15 protein-coding genes are annotated in these 14,474 nt (G+C 64.0%); 9 read left to right on the top strand and 6 right to left on the bottom strand.

Translation table 11 applies throughout. The features are described from left to right. Nucleotides 1–236 precede the first annotated feature (236 nt). The 5 genes from AB0I57_RS10355 to AB0I57_RS10375 all read left to right on the top strand — a co-directional run bounded on the left by AB0I57_RS10355 (nucleotide 237) and on the right by AB0I57_RS10375 (nucleotide 4,127). On the top strand, nucleotides 237–1,148 hold the full coding sequence (locus AB0I57_RS10355) for a cutinase family protein (protein ID WP_358334871.1): 912 nt from the start codon (nucleotides 237–239) through the stop codon (nucleotides 1,146–1,148). Nucleotides 1,149–1,181: 33 nt separating this feature from the next. Beyond that, a complete protein-coding gene (locus AB0I57_RS10360; protein WP_358333882.1) occupies nucleotides 1,182–1,616 on the top strand; it encodes a thioesterase family protein in 435 nt (144 codons plus the stop codon). 111 nt (nucleotides 1,617–1,727) lie between these two features. Next, complete coding sequence (locus tag AB0I57_RS10365; RefSeq protein WP_358333885.1) at nucleotides 1,728–2,021, top strand: putative quinol monooxygenase; 294 nt, start codon at nucleotides 1,728–1,730, stop codon at nucleotides 2,019–2,021. Between the two features lie 153 nt (nucleotides 2,022–2,174). Then, entirely contained in the window at nucleotides 2,175–3,581 is a 1,407-nt protein-coding gene (locus AB0I57_RS10370; protein WP_358333888.1) for an Hsp70 family protein, read from the top strand. 48 nt (nucleotides 3,582–3,629) lie between these two features. Then, the gene (locus AB0I57_RS10375; RefSeq protein WP_358333890.1) at nucleotides 3,630–4,127 is read left to right on the top strand and encodes a hypothetical protein; all 498 of its coding nucleotides are present in this window, start codon (nucleotides 3,630–3,632) and stop codon (nucleotides 4,125–4,127) included. A gap of 139 nt (nucleotides 4,128–4,266) precedes the next feature. Here AB0I57_RS10375 and AB0I57_RS10380 read toward each other — a convergent pair whose 3' ends face one another. Further along, entirely contained in the window at nucleotides 4,267–5,382 is a 1,116-nt protein-coding gene (locus AB0I57_RS10380; protein ID WP_358333893.1) for a beta-propeller fold lactonase family protein, read from the bottom strand. Between AB0I57_RS10380 and AB0I57_RS10385 the strand changes: the two genes are divergently transcribed. Both AB0I57_RS10385 and AB0I57_RS10390 read left to right on the top strand, forming a co-directional pair. Then, nucleotides 5,371–5,637, top strand: a complete 267-nt coding sequence (locus AB0I57_RS10385; protein WP_358333896.1) for a hypothetical protein — start codon at nucleotides 5,371–5,373, stop codon at nucleotides 5,635–5,637. The genes AB0I57_RS10380 and AB0I57_RS10385 overlap by 12 nt on opposite strands. Nucleotides 5,638–5,660: 23 nt before the next feature. After that, nucleotides 5,661–6,344, top strand: coding sequence for a dienelactone hydrolase family protein (locus AB0I57_RS10390; protein ID WP_358333899.1), 684 nt, complete (start codon nucleotides 5,661–5,663; stop codon nucleotides 6,342–6,344). Between the two features lie 36 nt (nucleotides 6,345–6,380). Here the strand turns inward: AB0I57_RS10390 and AB0I57_RS10395 are convergent, their stop codons facing one another. Genes AB0I57_RS10395 through lysX form a run of 3 tightly spaced genes read right to left on the bottom strand, consistent with a single transcriptional unit; the run spans nucleotide 6,381 to nucleotide 11,254 of the window. Further along, on the bottom strand, nucleotides 6,381–6,980 hold the full coding sequence (locus tag AB0I57_RS10395) for a histidine phosphatase family protein (protein ID WP_358333902.1): 600 nt from the start codon (nucleotides 6,978–6,980) through the stop codon (nucleotides 6,381–6,383). A 39-nt stretch (nucleotides 6,981–7,019) separates the two neighbouring features. Further along, entirely contained in the window at nucleotides 7,020–7,856 is an 837-nt protein-coding gene (locus AB0I57_RS10400) for an alpha/beta hydrolase (protein WP_358333905.1), read from the bottom strand. Nucleotides 7,857–7,888: 32 nt separating this feature from the next. Next, nucleotides 7,889–11,254 carry a bifunctional lysylphosphatidylglycerol synthetase/lysine--tRNA ligase LysX gene (gene lysX, locus AB0I57_RS10405; RefSeq protein ID WP_358333907.1) on the bottom strand — a complete coding sequence of 1,122 codons (3,366 nt, stop codon included), beginning with the start codon at nucleotides 11,252–11,254 and terminating at the stop codon, nucleotides 7,889–7,891. A gap of 107 nt (nucleotides 11,255–11,361) precedes the next feature. Here lysX and AB0I57_RS10410 point away from each other — a divergent pair, with 107 nt between their 5' ends. Beyond that, nucleotides 11,362–11,589 carry an RNA-binding S4 domain-containing protein gene (locus AB0I57_RS10410; RefSeq protein WP_358333910.1) on the top strand — a complete coding sequence of 76 codons (228 nt, stop codon included), beginning with the start codon at nucleotides 11,362–11,364 and terminating at the stop codon, nucleotides 11,587–11,589. Here AB0I57_RS10410 and AB0I57_RS10415 read toward each other — a convergent pair. Next, a complete protein-coding gene (locus AB0I57_RS10415; protein WP_358333913.1) occupies nucleotides 11,580–12,935 on the bottom strand; it encodes a dipeptidase in 1,356 nt (451 codons plus the stop codon). The genes AB0I57_RS10410 and AB0I57_RS10415 overlap by 10 nt on opposite strands. 82 nt (nucleotides 12,936–13,017) lie before the next feature. After that, complete coding sequence (gene rraA / locus AB0I57_RS10420) at nucleotides 13,018–13,488, bottom strand: ribonuclease E activity regulator RraA (protein ID WP_358333915.1); 471 nt, start codon at nucleotides 13,486–13,488, stop codon at nucleotides 13,018–13,020. A 42-nt stretch (nucleotides 13,489–13,530) separates the two neighbouring features. Between rraA and AB0I57_RS10425 the strand changes: the two genes are divergently transcribed. Then, a complete protein-coding gene (locus tag AB0I57_RS10425) occupies nucleotides 13,531–14,391 on the top strand; it encodes an NAD(P)H-binding protein (RefSeq protein ID WP_358333918.1) in 861 nt (286 codons plus the stop codon). The last annotated feature ends 83 nt before the right edge of the window (nucleotides 14,392–14,474 follow it).

Raw genomic sequence — 14,474 nt, forward strand, 5'->3', positions numbered from 1 at the left:
TGATTGCGGGAGTGGGCGTCGTCGGAAATCCGGCGGCGCCCACTTTGGTCAATAGTTGACATATAGAGACCCGCGTCCCCGCTCGCTCCGGTAACGTTTGGTTACCGATCGTGCATCGTACGGCCGGAGCAAAGGCATGTTCCTTGCGTTGCCCCCTGGGGCTATAACGAAAGGGAACTGTTGCGGCATGTGGTCACGAAAATGTGACCACTTGGAACGAGTTGGTGAGGGTGCTCATGGGCGTGAGGAATTCGCTGGTTGCGGTTGGAACATGTGTCGCCGCGGTGTTCGCGTCGGCCGTATCGGTCGGTACTGCGCATGCCGCACCGGATTGCCCCGACCTCCACGTTGTCGCCATTCCCGGGACCTGGGAAACCTCGGACGACCCAGCGGAATCGACTCCCCACCCCGGGTTGCTGTCCGCAGTAACCGACGGTCTGCCCTCCTCGGTGAAGGTCGACTACGTGACCTATGCGGCCACCGCGTTCCCTTGGGAGTCCGAGGTCTATGGCGCCTCCAAGCGTCAGGCCGTCGACAACGCGCGTTGGATCATCGAGGACGCCGCGAAGCGATGCGGTAACACGAACTTTGCACTCATCGGCTACAGCCAGGGTGCGGACGCTGCGGGCGATCTTGCCGCGGAGATCGGAACCGGCCTCGGCGTTGTCCCGCCATCTCGAATCGCGGCGGTCGGATTGTTGTCCGATCCTCGTCGATCGCCTACTGATGCTTTGGTCGGTCCTCCAGTCGCAGGCAGTGGTGCGGGTGGTCCGCGGATCGGCGGGTTCGGCTGGGTCAGCCAGAACACACGCACCTTCTGCGCTTACGGCGACCTGTACTGCTCCACACCCCAGGACGATTTCGTCACCCGGCTCGCTGGTTTCCTCGCGCAGGCTTCGGATCCGTCGTGGGCGCTACTCGGCCAGTATCAGCAGGAAATCCTCGCCATCTGGAACGACCTGATGGCGGCCGGAGGTATGCCGACGCTGATGGCCCAGTTGGACGATGAGTCGAACGAGAGGCGTGTCGACGAGCTACAGAAGTTCTATGAATCGAACGCTCACCAGGACTACACGCGCTACGCAGTCGACTCGTCCGGAACATCGGCGACGACGTGGCTGCGGAACTGGCTACGCAGTATGGCGTGAGCGCACCGATGCGGGGTAGGGAATGCTGTTCGAATGACTGATACCCCTGCCGCAGTCGGCTACGACGCCTTCGTGCCCGTCCGCTGGTCCGACATGGATGCCTTCGAGCACATCAATCATGCGCGAATGGTGACGCTACTCGAAGAAGCCAGGATCGACTGGTTACTCAGCGAGAGTCCTGAGAACCCGTCGTTCATCACGAGTAGTTTCATCGCCGACATCCATCTCAGATACCGGAGTCAGTTGCGCCATTCCGACAGCCCCCTGCGGATCACGATGTGGATCGCCAAGCACCGAGCTGTAGATTTCACCATCGGCTACGAGGTCCGCAGTGCGCGGGCGGAGCTCAGCGATCCGCCCGCCGTCACAGGTACCACCCAGTTGGCCGTCGCGGACGTCGATACGCAGCGGCTGCGGCGCATTACCGATGCCGAACGCGAGTACCTCATCCGTTGGTCCCGCCCTTGAAAGAGTGGTTTCGCGACTGATCGCTCGAGGAACAGGGCGTTGTCGACGACGAGAACCCGATGAGACCATGGTGTCCGAGAACTGCTGACTGTGACCCGGAAAGAGGAGCCGATGCCAGATCTGCACGTCGTTGCGACCATTCCCGCCAAGCCAGGGTCCGAGGACACCGTCCGTGACGGTTTGTCGTCGCTCGCCGCGGAGAGCCGCAAGGAGGAGGGGTGTATCTCGTACGAGTTGTTCGAATCGCAAGGGCAGCCCGGTACCTTCGTCACCGTCGAAGTATGGGCGACTCAGGCCGCAATCGACGCGCACATGAAGTCGCCACACTTCCAGTCGGCGGTGGGCCTCTTCGGTGAGCACCTCGCCGGCGCACCGACGATCCATCCGTTGAAACCGGTTTCCTAGGGCGGGAATCCCGGTCGTCAAGGTCTGCCGGTCTTCTGTAGCAGGGGCCCTGTTTCGAGGTGACTCGGCCTCATTTCGGTCGCCGGACCGGTCTGTTTCCACCTTGAAATGCGGTGACTCCGTACGCAATCAAACAGGGATATTCTTGGTCCCATGAGTTCGGTACTCGGTGTGTCCGTCGGTGCCAGTGCCGTTCGGTTGACGTGCCGGGGGCTGGGCGCAGATGCGCTGAAAGTGGACGCAGGGCTCGCCGAGCCGGAAGAGCTGGCCGCCGAGAGCATCGGAACATTGCTCGCCGAGAAAGCGGACGAAGAACCGGTACAGGCAATCGGTATCGCCTACCAGGACCAGGCGCAGGCTGGTGCCATCCGGTCTGCGTTGGCGCGTCAGCGGATTGACAATTTCCGTCTGGTACCCGAAGTGAGTGCCGCGTTGACGAAACTCGAGATGTCGGGAGTTCTCGGGGGGTATTCGACACTGCTGTTCTACGACATGGGCAGTTCCGGCCTGACCATCACGGTGGTCGATCGATCCACCAGAATGGCGTTGGGTACCGCCCGCACGGACGAGATCAGCGGAAACCTCATCGATCACCTGATCCGCGACAGCCAACTTGCGCTGCACCACATAGACCAGCCGACCGACGACGCAGCAGTTCGGGCGCTCGACATTCAGTGCCGAGATGCCAAGGAGGAACTTTCGACTGGTGGTTCCGCATGTATGCCCGGCGACGGTGGTCTGCTGGTGCTCTCACGGGGCACTTTCGAATCGCTCATCGAAGGCCCGGTCGAGAAATCGATGCGTCTGGTCCGTAGCGTGATCGATCGGTCCGGACGCACACCGCACGCCGTAGTGCTGATCGGCGGCGGTGCACACATTCCGCTTGTCCGCTCGACAATGGAATCGGAGCTGGGCATTCCGGTAATAGTGCCCGAACAGCCCGAACTCGTGGCAGCGGAGGGTGCCGCATTGCTCGCCGAGTCGGAGTCCGGTTCGGGGCCGCTGCCGTTCGCGGACGAGTCGTCTGCTCGGGCTATCGCGGACAACAACGCAAAGCCCCTATTGAGTGGTCCTGTCCTCGTCGGCGGACTAGCTGTGATTGCTCTGGTGGGTTTGGGGCTCGGCGTCGGGGCGAATCTCGGTTCGTCTTCGGATCAATCACCTCCAGCTGTCGTGCCCCAGCCGAATTTGCCGAATTCTTTGGCACCGGTCGCGGGGATACCGCCAGTCGAGTCGCCGGAGGAGTTGCCGGCGCCACCTACGCAACCGGCGGCAGCGACGACGACGCAATCGGCGCCCCTGTTGCCGGCGGTGCAGCCGGCGGTTCCGACCGAAGAGGAGGTGCCGGCTCCGATACAAGCTCCGGCTCCGATAGCGCCGGAACAGGGCCCGGCGGACGAGGGTGCGGTGGTTCCGCCTCCCGAGCCGCCGCCTGCACCAGCACCGGCGCCGCTCATTCCCGGGTTGCCGCAGATTCCGTTGCCAGTGCTCGAGCTGCCCGGAATCCAGTTCCCACCACCCCCACCACCACCGGAGTTGCCCCAGTTCCCTGGCCCATAGCGTGTTCCCGTCGCACTTTGCCACCCACGTGCGGGTACGGTCGGTTGTGTGCTGATCTGGTACGTCAGCTATGGGTCGAACATGGCGACATCGAGACTGGCGTGCTACCTGCGGGGCGGGCGTCCGGTGGGTGGTCGTCACACGAACCCGGGGGCGCGTGACCCGAGCGCGCCGCGCGCGTCGATGCCGGTGGAGATACCCGGGTCGATTTTCTTCGCGGGGGTGTCGCGGGTGTGGGGTGGCGGTCGTGCGTTCTACGACCCCGACTCGCCTGGAACTGTGGCGGCCCGTGCCTTCCTGGTGACACAGGAGCAGTTCGAGGACATCCGTGCGCAGGAGCCCGCGTGCTACGACCGCCTGCTCATGCTCGGAGACAGGGCAGGAGTCACGATGTGCACGTTTACGACTCGGGCGCGTGGCGACGCGGTGAGCCGTAATCCACCGGCGCCGGCATATCTCGCGACGATCGCGGACGGGCTGAGGGAGGCATACGACTGGGACGATACGCAGGTGGTGCGGTATCTGGCCCGGCTCGGAGCTTCGTAGGAGCCAGGCATGGCGGCTCCGAGGATGTTGTGCGAAACGGAATCTTGGCCAGTCGTCGGTTCACCCGACCACGGCCGATTTTCGTCCACACACCGGATGACGCGGCCACCCTCACTGTGAGGGTGGCGGCGTCATCCGGTTAAACGGTGGGGGTGTCAGCTGAAGACGCTGCCCGCACCGGAGCTGCTCCGGTGAGCGAACCGAGGTCGAGGCACAGCGAGCCGAGGCACTGGTCGATGGCGATCGCCGACACCGTGTTGTCGTCATAGTTGGTGACGTAGGCGCGGGTTCCGTCTGGGGTGATCGCCACCCCCCGCGGGGCGGCCCCGACCGCGATGGTCTCGATCACCATGTTCGTGGCGGTGTCGATCACCGACACTTCGTCGGCGGTGTCGTCGACGACGTAGACACGAGATCCATCCGGGGTGATCGCCACCCAGAACGGGTCGGGGCCGATCTGGATGGGTGCGCCCACGACCGTGTTGGTGGCGGTGTCGATCACCGACACGGTGCCGGGATTGTTGTTGGCGACGTAGGCGAAGGATCCGTCCGGGGTGATCGCCACCCCGGCCGGATCGGCCCCGACCCGGATGGGTGCGCCCACGACCGTGTTGGTGGCGGTGTCGATCACCGACACTTCGCTGGCGGCAACAAAGTTGGTGACGTAGGCGAAGGATCCGTCTGGTGTGATCGCCACCCCGGCCGGGATGCCCAAGACTGGGACGGTGGTGATCTCGTTGTTGGTGGCGGTGTCGATCACCGACACGGTGCCGGAACCACTGTTGGTGACGTAGGCGAAGGATCCGTTGGGGGTGATCGCCACGCCGGACGGGATCTCCCCGACCGGGATGGGTGCGCCCACGACCGTGTTGGTGGCGGTGTCGATCACCGACACGGTGCCGGGACCACGGTTGGCGACGTAGGCGAAGGATCCGTCCGGGGTGATCGCCACCCCGAATGGGGAGTCCCCGACCGGGACGGTGGTGATCTCGTTGTTGGTGGCGGTGTCGATCACCGACACGGTGCCGGCACCACCGTTGGTGACGTAGGCGAAGGATCCGTCCGGGGTGATCGCCACCCCCAGCGGAGCGGTCCCGGCCGGGATTGTGGCGATGACGGTGTCCGCCGCCGCGGTGCTCGCTCCCATCCCGGCCATACCCAGCACCATCGCGACGATGGCCGTCAGCCCGAAAACCACACGCCGAACGCGTGCCCGAAACATGGGATACCTGCGGAAACTACTGTGGTGATTCACATTTCTCTCCTGCCACAGAAGAACAAAACGGATCAACCTTGCAGCGGCTATGGGCGGCGGCCGGACCTCAGCACCAGCCCATCGGAGGCTAACAACCGAAATCACGATTTCGCCTCAGGACTCGCCGAAGTACTCACGAACCAGGACCAGTGCATTCTGCTCGACCCGGTCGGTGTCGGCGGCGCATTAGGTGCTGACCGTGATTGCCCACTGCCCAAGATGCCGATGGAGAGGAGAGCGCTGAAGGCGATCTGACGAATCCGCGTACGTTGGATTCCGTGACCACACCACTGACCAGCATTACGCCGGATGGTCCGGTTCGCGGGGGCGTCATTGTCATCCAGGAGGCGTTCGGCGTCACCGAGCACATTGTCGATGTCTGTCGTCGGTTCGCAGCCGCCGGGTATCACGCTGTCGCACCCCACCTGTTCCATCGGAGCGGTGACCCGGTGGTGGCGTACGACGACCTCGAAACGGCCATGCCGTTGATGGGCAAGCTGGAGGCCACGGCCATCGACGAGGACGTCGACGCCGCCGCCGAGGCGCTGTCGGCGGTCTCGATCGGTCCCCTCGACACGGCGATCGTGGGGTTCTGCATGGGCGGCACCGTCGCCTTCCACACCGCAGTGCGGCGTGAACTCGGAGCGGCGGCCACGTTCTATGGCGGCGGCATCGCCGAGGGCCGCTTCGGTTATCCGGCGATGCTCGATGCCGCGGCCGACCTGAAGACCCCGTGGCTGGGCTTGTTCGGCGACCGAGACAAGGGAATTCCCGTCGAGCAGGTCGAGGAGTTGCGCAAGGCTTCAGCGAAGGCGGCGGTGGCCACCGAAATCGTGCGATATCCCGACGCAGACCACGGCTTCAACTGCGACGACCGTCCGGCCGTGTTCAACCCCGGCGCGGCTGCCGGAGCCTGGTCCCAGACCTTGGAGTGGTTCGGGGCCCGCCTCGGGCAGTCGTAGCCGACTTCGCGGTTTCCGAAAGGGACAGGCGATCGTTCAGCGACGCAGCATGTCTCGCACGTGCCCGGTCTCATTGACCGATGCGACTCGGCGCTCACCGGTGCGTGAGATGAGCACCCTGGTCACCGACACGTACTCGATCGGGAACACCAACGGTCGGTCGAGTCCGAGCAACTCCTGAAGGTAGACGTTGATGACGCCGCCATGGGCGATCACCGCGACGGTGTCCTCGTGGTCGGCTTCGTCTATGACTTTGCCGATCGCGTCGAACACCCGGGTCCGAAACGATTCGGAATCGACGAACTCAGGGAATTGTCCGGCACGGATGCGGGCAAACGCCTCAGGTGCGCGTGCCTGCGCCTCGTGGAACGGGATGTAGACGCCGAGGCCGTAGTCGTATTCGGCGAGCCCTACGTGCTCGGTGACCGGAAGGTTCAGTGCCTCGGCGAGAGGAGCCGCGGTCTCGATGGCTCTCCGCTGCGGACTGCTCGCGATCCGTGCGATCTGATACGGGGCCAGTGCGGCCGGCAGGCGCGCGGCCTGTGCATGCCCCTCCTCGGTCAGCGCAGGGTCGGCGTGCCCATCGGATGTGGTGACCAGTTCAGGCAGCGCGTGGCGGATCAGTAGCAGTTGCACGTCGAACACCTTGCCACGGCGTATCCGGCGCGGTGCGCATCACCCCGACAGCCCCCGTACCAGCGCTGCGACCTGGCCGGGTTGGTCGATCATGGCGTGGTGTCTTGCCGGACGTACCACCTGGAAATCGGCGCCGAGGAACTCAGCAAAGCGTTGTTGCGCCCTGATCCACACCCACATCCAAAGTGTCCGGTTACCTGAGTCGGCGGCCGCGACGACGACCGGCGCCGAGAGCATCGTCCCTTCACGCAATCCGATGAGTTGGTGACAGAGTGCAGGCCACGACGAGTTTTCCACGATCGAAGCCTCGAGGTAGGCGGGCTGGTGCACGACTTGGTCGATCCATGCCTGCATGGACGGTGGTATCCCGCCGGGTGGTGTCGATTGATTGAACAGGCGGTACAAACCCGGGCCGATTGTGCGCTGAAGACCCACCTGGCTGGCGGTGTGAGCGATCCGCCTGCCGATCTCGACCCGCAACGGTGTCGGCACGAACCGGCGCTTCCGTTTCGGCACGCTCGCATCGAGTAACAGCACGGCCGAGGTCTGCCCGGGGTACAGACGGGCGAATGCCTCGGCATAGACCTCGGCCAGGGAGTGACCTACGACGATCGCCGGTTCGGTGATGTCGAGTTCGGCAAGCACGTTCGTTATCCGCCGAGCCTCGCCCCAGACAGTCCGCGGTTCGTTCGATGCCGGACTCAGGCCGTAGCCGGGGCGCTCGATCCGGATGACTCGGTGGTCACAGGAAAGGTCTGCCACGACACCGTCCCAGTCGAACCAATTTCCGCCCAGTCCGCCGCAGAGAACGACCGGTGGCCCCGCGCCGTCGACCACCACATGTACGCCCCCGACTATTTCCCCTGGACGTTTCACGTGGAACCACCCTTCACAAAATGGCAGTGAGGTTATTGCCTCGGTTTGGCAAGCGGGAAGGCGAGGGATTCTCGGATGCTGCCGCCGGTGATGAGCATGACCACCCGATCGACTCCTATGCCGAGTCCGCCAGTCGGAGGCATGGCGTGTTCGAGGGCCTCGAGGAAATCCTCGTCGAGGTCCATCGCCTCTTCGTCACCGCCCGCAGCGAGCGCCGACTGCTCGGTGAGCCGGCGGCGCTGATCCACTGGATCAGTCAACTCGCTGTAGGCCGTGCCGAGTTCGATGCCCCACGCCACGAGGTCCCATTTGGCCGCGACACCGGGAATGGTCGGGTGAGGACGCGTCAGCGGCGATATCGAAATCGGGAAGTTCGTGTAGAAAGTGGGGAATTCGGTGTGGACCTCGACCAGATGCTCGTACATCTCGTGCGCGACTTCCCCGGCGTCCCAGGTGGACTGGTACGGGATTTCGTGTTCGTCGCACAGACGTTGCAGTTCGGCGAGCTCGGTCGTGGGTGAGACATCGGCGTCGATCTTCTCCGCAATGGCCTGGTGCATGGTCTTCACCGGCCACTCACCGGAGATGTCCATCTCGACCAGTGTGCCGCCCGGTCCCGGCCGTTTGGCGATCTCGCGTCCATACACGGCCCTTGCTGCTGCTTGGATGAGTTCTCGGCACAGCACCATCATCTTCTCGTAGTCGCTGTGTGCCTCGTACGCCTCGAGGATAGTGAATTCGGGATTGTGCTTGTAGTCGACGCCCTCGTTGCGAAATACTCGGCCGATCTCGAACACTTTCTCTATGCCCGCCACACATAGCCGCTTGAGGTACAACTCTGGCGCGATGCGTAGGTAGAGGTCCAGGTTGTAGGCGTTGATGTGGGTCTGGAACGGTGCCGCGTTGGCGCCTCCGTGCGCCTGCTGCAGGATCGGGGTCTCCACCTCGAGGAACCCGCGATTGCCGAGCGAGTCGCGCAGCGACTTCACGATTGCGCTCCGGGCCTCTAGGAGGCGTCGGGCTTTGACGTTGATCGCGAAGTCGATGTACCGATGCCGCACGCGAGTCTCAGGGTCCGACAATCCCTTCCACTTGTCGGGTAGCGGGTGCAGGCACTTGCCGGTCATTCGCCAGTCATTCGCGAGTAGTGACAGCACGCCCCGGCGACTGTATCCGATGACACCGGCCACCTCGACCAGATCGCCGAGATCGAACTCGGTGTTGAAAGCCCGGATGCGGTCGGTACCGACCCTCGCCTCGTCGACGAGGACCTGAATGTCTCCCGACCAGTCCCGAATGACCACGAACACCACACCGCCGTAATCGCGGATCCTGAGCAAACGGCCGGCAATGCGAACTGTCGTACCTTCGGGGGACTTGGCCGCCGCTGCCACCGAATGGGTGGGCGGATAGGCGACAGGGTACGGGTCGATGCCCTTCTCGGTGAGGGCCTCGAGTTTGTCGAGCCGTACGCGTACCTGTTCGGGACGCTTCGGGCCTGACACCGGTGGCCTGACTACCTCATTGGGATAGGGTGCGCTGCCATCCGCGCGCAGTCCCTCCGCTGCGACGACTGCCGCAGGGACCGCTGAACGAGTGCCTGTGTGTGCGATGGCACCTCGGGTTCCGGAGCCGCCGAAGCGAGGCAGGGTTACGAAACCCTCTGCTATGGCCGACGCGAATCCGACGCGCAGCAGTTCGCGGTTGTCTTCGAAGCACAGATAGCGTGGCACCCATTCCGGTTGGTACTTCACGTTGGACCGATACAGCGCCTCCAACTGCCACCACCGGGAGAAGAAGATGAGAATCGAACGCCATATCCGCAGGATGGGGCCTGCCCCGATTCGGGAGCCTTCCTCGAACACCGAGCGGAACACCGCGAAGTTCAGCGACACCCTGTTGATGCCGAATTGTTCTGAGGTGGCAGCGAGTTCGGTCACCATCAGTTCGATCACTCCGTTGGGTGCCGTCGGTTTACGGCGCATCAAATCGAGTGAGACACCCGTCGGGCCCCAGGGGACCAGTGACAGGATGCCGACAGTCTGGTTGTCTGCGGTGATTGCCTGTACCAGCAGGCAGTCGCCGTCGAGACGGTCTCCGAGGCGGCCGAGCGCCATCGAGAAGCCGCGCTCGTTTTCGGTGTCGCGCCAGGTGTCCGCAAGCCGGATGATCTGGGCCATCTCCTCGCGGGGCACGTCGCGGTGCCGCCTGATCCGGACGATGACCTCTTGGCGACGTGCCCTGGTGACTGCCTGCCGCACCTGCCGCATGTCGCGTCCGTTGAGAGTGAATTCGCGCGGCCGCAGGATTGCTTCGTCGCCGAGTTGGAGCACGGTCAAGCCGGCCTTGGCGTAGGCGGTGGCACCGGCTTCGCCGGCGCCCATCACGGCGGTGGCCCAACCGTATCGGGAGGCGAGAGCTTGCCAGGCCTCGATCGCCTGGGGCCAGGCCTCGGGGTCCCCGATCGGATCGCCGCTGGCGAGGCAGACGCCGATCTCGACGCGGTAGGTGATGGCAGCCTTTCCACTTGGCGCGAAGACCACAGCCTTGTCGCGACGCGTGGAGAAGTAGCCGAGAGAGTCGTCGACACCGTACTGCTGGAGGAGCCCACGAAGTGCCGACTCGTCGTTTCCGGTGAGTGCGTTCTGTGAGCGTTGGGCCCGGAACAGAGTGATGACGGCTGCGAGGAGTGCGACCGCACCGAACAGGCCGAGGAGTGTGTTGACGAAGCCGTTGGGTTGCCCGGCGAATTGCGTATTGTCGATCGAGGCCAGCGCGGTAACCCGGTTGAACGCCCACAAGAAGTGATCGTCCGCCTCCAGCGTGCCTGGGAACAGTACGACGAGCGCCCAGCCGATAACGGTACCGACCACGAGACCGGCGAGCAGCACGCCCAGCGCCTTCCAACCGGCGCCTCGCCGGACACGGGTGTAGAACTCCGACCGTGCGGCCACGAGGATTCCGACGACCGCCAATTGGACGGCCGCTGCTACGACCGCGTTCGGATCGCGATCCGTGATTGCCACCACGACGTTGAGCGCCATGAACGACACCAGGTAGAGAGTCAGCAGCCACCACGCGATGCGTTTGCGGCTGGCCAGCGCCGCCGCGAGCAGACCGACTACGAGAGCCCAGGACAAGCTCGTGTCGGGAGCGTCGAAGTAGTAGGTGTCGAAGTAGTCCCGCGGCGCATTGATGTAGTAGCGCAGGACGGGAGAGAGACTCCACAGGAACAGCAGCACCGAGAAGACACCCAGGATCAGCCCCGCGATGTGAGGAACCTGGTGCAAGTATCCGTTCTTCGATTTCGGAACGGGCCGAGTCCGTGCCGTGGCGCCGACGGTCTTTGCGTCGGTCCCGGCCTCGGACTTGTGGTGTGTCTCGGTGCTAGCTGCCATCGAGCGTTTCCTTCCCGGCGCGAGAGGTGTACCGATCACTGGGTCACTTTCCAGTGTTCAGTGTGAGCCGTGAAGACGCGATTTGGGTGGAGTAGGAAGATGGAGGCATGTCAGACAGCTATGACAGCGTGCCGATTCGCGACGAATCCATCCGTCTCGGTCAGTTTCTCAAGCTCGCGAACCTCATCGAGTCGGGGGCCGAGGCAAAGGAGGTCATCGCCGACGGGCTGGTGTCGGTGAACGACGAGATCGAGGTGCGGCGGGGCCGGCAGTTACGAGACGGCGATGTCGTGAAAATCGGTGGGATGACTGCGCGAGTGCGTTCTCAGCACTGACGGTCGGCTCTCGCGTATCGCTGCAAGAACAGCGCTTCGGCGACCGCAAGGTTCTCGATCTCGCTCGGATCGACACTTTCGTTGGGCGCGTGGATGAGGCAGCGTGGCTCCTCCACCCCGATCAGAGCGATCTCGGCGTTCGGTACCACGGCGGACAAGGCGTTGCACAGCGGGATCGATCCGCCGTGCCCGACGTGTCCGAGTTTCTTTCCGAATGCATCTTCCATCGCCGCGCCGAGAGCGGCGTAACCGGGACCGTCCGTGTAGGCCCGGAACGGCGAACCGATCGCCTCGCGTTCCACCGTCACCCGTGCGCCCCACGGAGCGGCGTTCTCCAGATGCGCTGCGAGCGCGTCCTGCGCCTTGTACGGATCCATGCCGGGTGGCACACGAAGATTCAGCCGAGCCGACGCGCGCGGCGAGATGGCGGCCGCAGATCCGACCACGGGTGGGCAGTCCATGCCGAGGATCGTCAGGGTCGGTCGTGCCCACACGGAGTCAGCGACCGACCCCGAACCGGTCAGGCCGACTCCGTCCAGAACACCTGCGTCGCTGCGGAACTGTGCGTCGGGGTAGTCCGCCCCAGGCCACGTCTGGTTGCTTTCCAGGCCGTCGACGACGGTGTTGCCGTCCTCGTCCCGCAGGGTCGCCAGAATTCGCACGAGCGCGGCGAGCGCATCCGGGGCGGGACCGCCGAACATTCCGGAGTGCAGCTCCCCGGCAAGGGTCTCGACATGCACCACGACATTCACCAATCCACGTAGCGTGGTAGTGACGGTCGGACTCCCGACCTCGGCGTTTCCGGTGTCGCCAATGAGAATCATGTCTGCGTCGAACAGTTCCGGTCTTGCCCTGACGAGGTCCTCCAGGCCGCCGGTTCCCGTTTCCTCGGATCCTTCAGCGACGATTCTGATACCCAATGGCAGCGGAGTGCCGAGTGCACGCAACGCCAACAGGTGCATCACGACGTTTCCCTTGCAGTCGGCTGCGCCGCGCCCGTACCAGCGTCCGTCATGCTCGGTGAGAGTGAAAGGGTCTGTGTGCCAGAGCGTCTCATCTCCTGGAGGCTGAATATCGTAGTGGCAGTATAGAAGAACGGTGGGTGAACCTTCAGGTCCCGGTTGGTGCCCGATGACCGCGAGTGAACCGTCCGAGGTCGACAGCAGGTCTACCTGGCCGACTCCTGCAGCGATGAACGCGTCTTTCACCCACTCGGCTGCGCGAGTGCATTCCTCCGGTGGGAACTGCCTCGGATCGGCCACCGAACGCATGGCGACCAGAGTTGCGAGTTCGTCGCATGCCGTGGGCATCAGGTCGGCCACCCTGGACCGGATCTCGTCCGACATCACTGCCTCCTCGAAAGCTATGACAGGCCGTGTCGATTATCTTCCACCAGTGGGGTCTCCCGAAGGCGTCTGCACCTACGAATCAGCGAACGACGACGCCGTCCTGGTCACTGAAGACGATCTCACCCGGGTTGAACGTCACTCCGCCGATCTCGATCGGCACGTTCTTCTCGCCCGAGCCGGTCTGCGTGCTCTTACGCGGGTTTGTGCCCAGCGCCTTGATGCCGATGTCGAGGGTTCTCAGGATCGCCGAGTCGCGGACTGCGCCATTCACGATGACCCCGGCCCAGCCGTTGTCGACACCACGACCGGCGATGATGTCTCCGACCAGTGCTGTGTGGATGCTCGCGTCGCCGTCGACCACGAGGACGCCACCATTACCTGGTTCGCTGAGGGTCTGCTTGACCAGCAGATTGTCCTGGAAACACTTGATGGTCGTGATGGGTCCGGAGAACACCTCACGCCCGCCGAACTGGATGAACTGCGTATCGCAGCTCCGGATGTCGGGTCCGATTTCGTCTGCCAGGTCAGCGGTTGCCACGGGTTCAGTCATACGGACCAGGGTAGAGGTGACGACGCTGGGATAATGCGGGCCATGACCATTGCAGTGACTGGGGCCACGGGCTCGATCGGGGGCAAGGTACTCGAGAGGCTGGGTGGGGGTGCGGGTGTCCGCCTTATCGGGCGGAATGCGCAGCGACTCGAGCCGCTGGCCGAGCACTTCGACTCACCGTTCGCCGTCGCTACCTACGCGGACGCAGCCGCGATGTCGGCCGCATTGCGCGGTGTCCGACTGCTTTTTCTCGTCTCCGGACACGAGAGCGCCACCCGGCGAGAAGATCACGCCACTGCGATCGACGCCGCCCGTGAAGCCGGGGTGGAACGGATCGTCTACCTATCGTTTCTCGGCGCAGCACCCGAGTGCACGTTCACGTTCGGGCGCGACCACTACTTCACGGAACAACACATCCGCAAGAGCGGGTTGAAGTTCACATTCCTGCAAGACAGCTGGTACCAGTCGATGATCCCGTTGATGATCGACAATCAGGGCGTCATCCGCGGTCCAGCGGGCGACGGCAGGGTTTCCGCCGTGGCGCCCGACGACGTCGCCGACGCGGCCGCTGCGGTTCTCTCGACCGGTAACGGCGACCACGACGGCAGGACCTATCGGTTGACCGGGCCCGAAGCGTTCACCCTTGCTGATGCAGCGGAAACGATCACCAGGGTGACTGGTCGGCCGGTGCGGTTCGAGAACGAGACCCTCGATGAGGCGTACGCGTCCCGCGCCCACTTCGGTGCGCCCGAGTTCGAGGTCGAAGGTTGGGTGACCTCGTACGCGGCGATCGCGGCGGGCGAGTTGGCCGAGGTGACCGGCGATGTCGAGACTCTCACGGGCCGGCCGCCGAAGGCATTCGCCGACTACCTCACCGGTCGTGCCGGAGCTTCCCTGGCCTAGCGAAAGCGGCAGTATGGACGCGTGGCCGTTGCAACTTTTCGTGTGTCCGAGAACCATTCGAGCATAACCATTTCCATCGACCA

It is taken from the genome of Rhodococcus sp. NPDC049939 (assembly GCF_040656415.1).
Classification (GTDB): Bacteria; Actinomycetota; Actinomycetes; order Mycobacteriales; family Mycobacteriaceae; genus Rhodococcus_F.

Excerpts from the sequence above, each read along its gene's own strand:
- AB0I57_RS10355 (WP_358334871.1), top strand. The coding sequence starts at position 237 with ATGGGCGTGAGGAATTCGCTGGTTGCGGTTGGAACATGTGTCGCCGCG.
- rraA (WP_358333915.1), bottom strand. The coding sequence starts at position 13,488 with ATGACTGAACCCGTGGCAACCGCTGACCTGGCAGACGAAATCGGACCC.
- AB0I57_RS10410 (WP_358333910.1), top strand. The coding sequence starts at position 11,362 with ATGTCAGACAGCTATGACAGCGTGCCGATTCGCGACGAATCCATCCGT.
- AB0I57_RS10425 (WP_358333918.1), top strand. The coding sequence starts at position 13,531 with ATGACCATTGCAGTGACTGGGGCCACGGGCTCGATCGGGGGCAAGGTA.
- AB0I57_RS10415 (WP_358333913.1), bottom strand. The coding sequence starts at position 12,935 with ATGTCGGACGAGATCCGGTCCAGGGTGGCCGACCTGATGCCCACGGCA.
- AB0I57_RS10370 (WP_358333888.1), top strand. The coding sequence starts at position 2,175 with ATGAGTTCGGTACTCGGTGTGTCCGTCGGTGCCAGTGCCGTTCGGTTG.
- AB0I57_RS10365 (WP_358333885.1), top strand. The coding sequence starts at position 1,728 with ATGCCAGATCTGCACGTCGTTGCGACCATTCCCGCCAAGCCAGGGTCC.
- lysX (WP_358333907.1), bottom strand. The coding sequence starts at position 11,254 with ATGGCAGCTAGCACCGAGACACACCACAAGTCCGAGGCCGGGACCGAC.
- AB0I57_RS10360 (WP_358333882.1), top strand. The coding sequence starts at position 1,182 with ATGACTGATACCCCTGCCGCAGTCGGCTACGACGCCTTCGTGCCCGTC.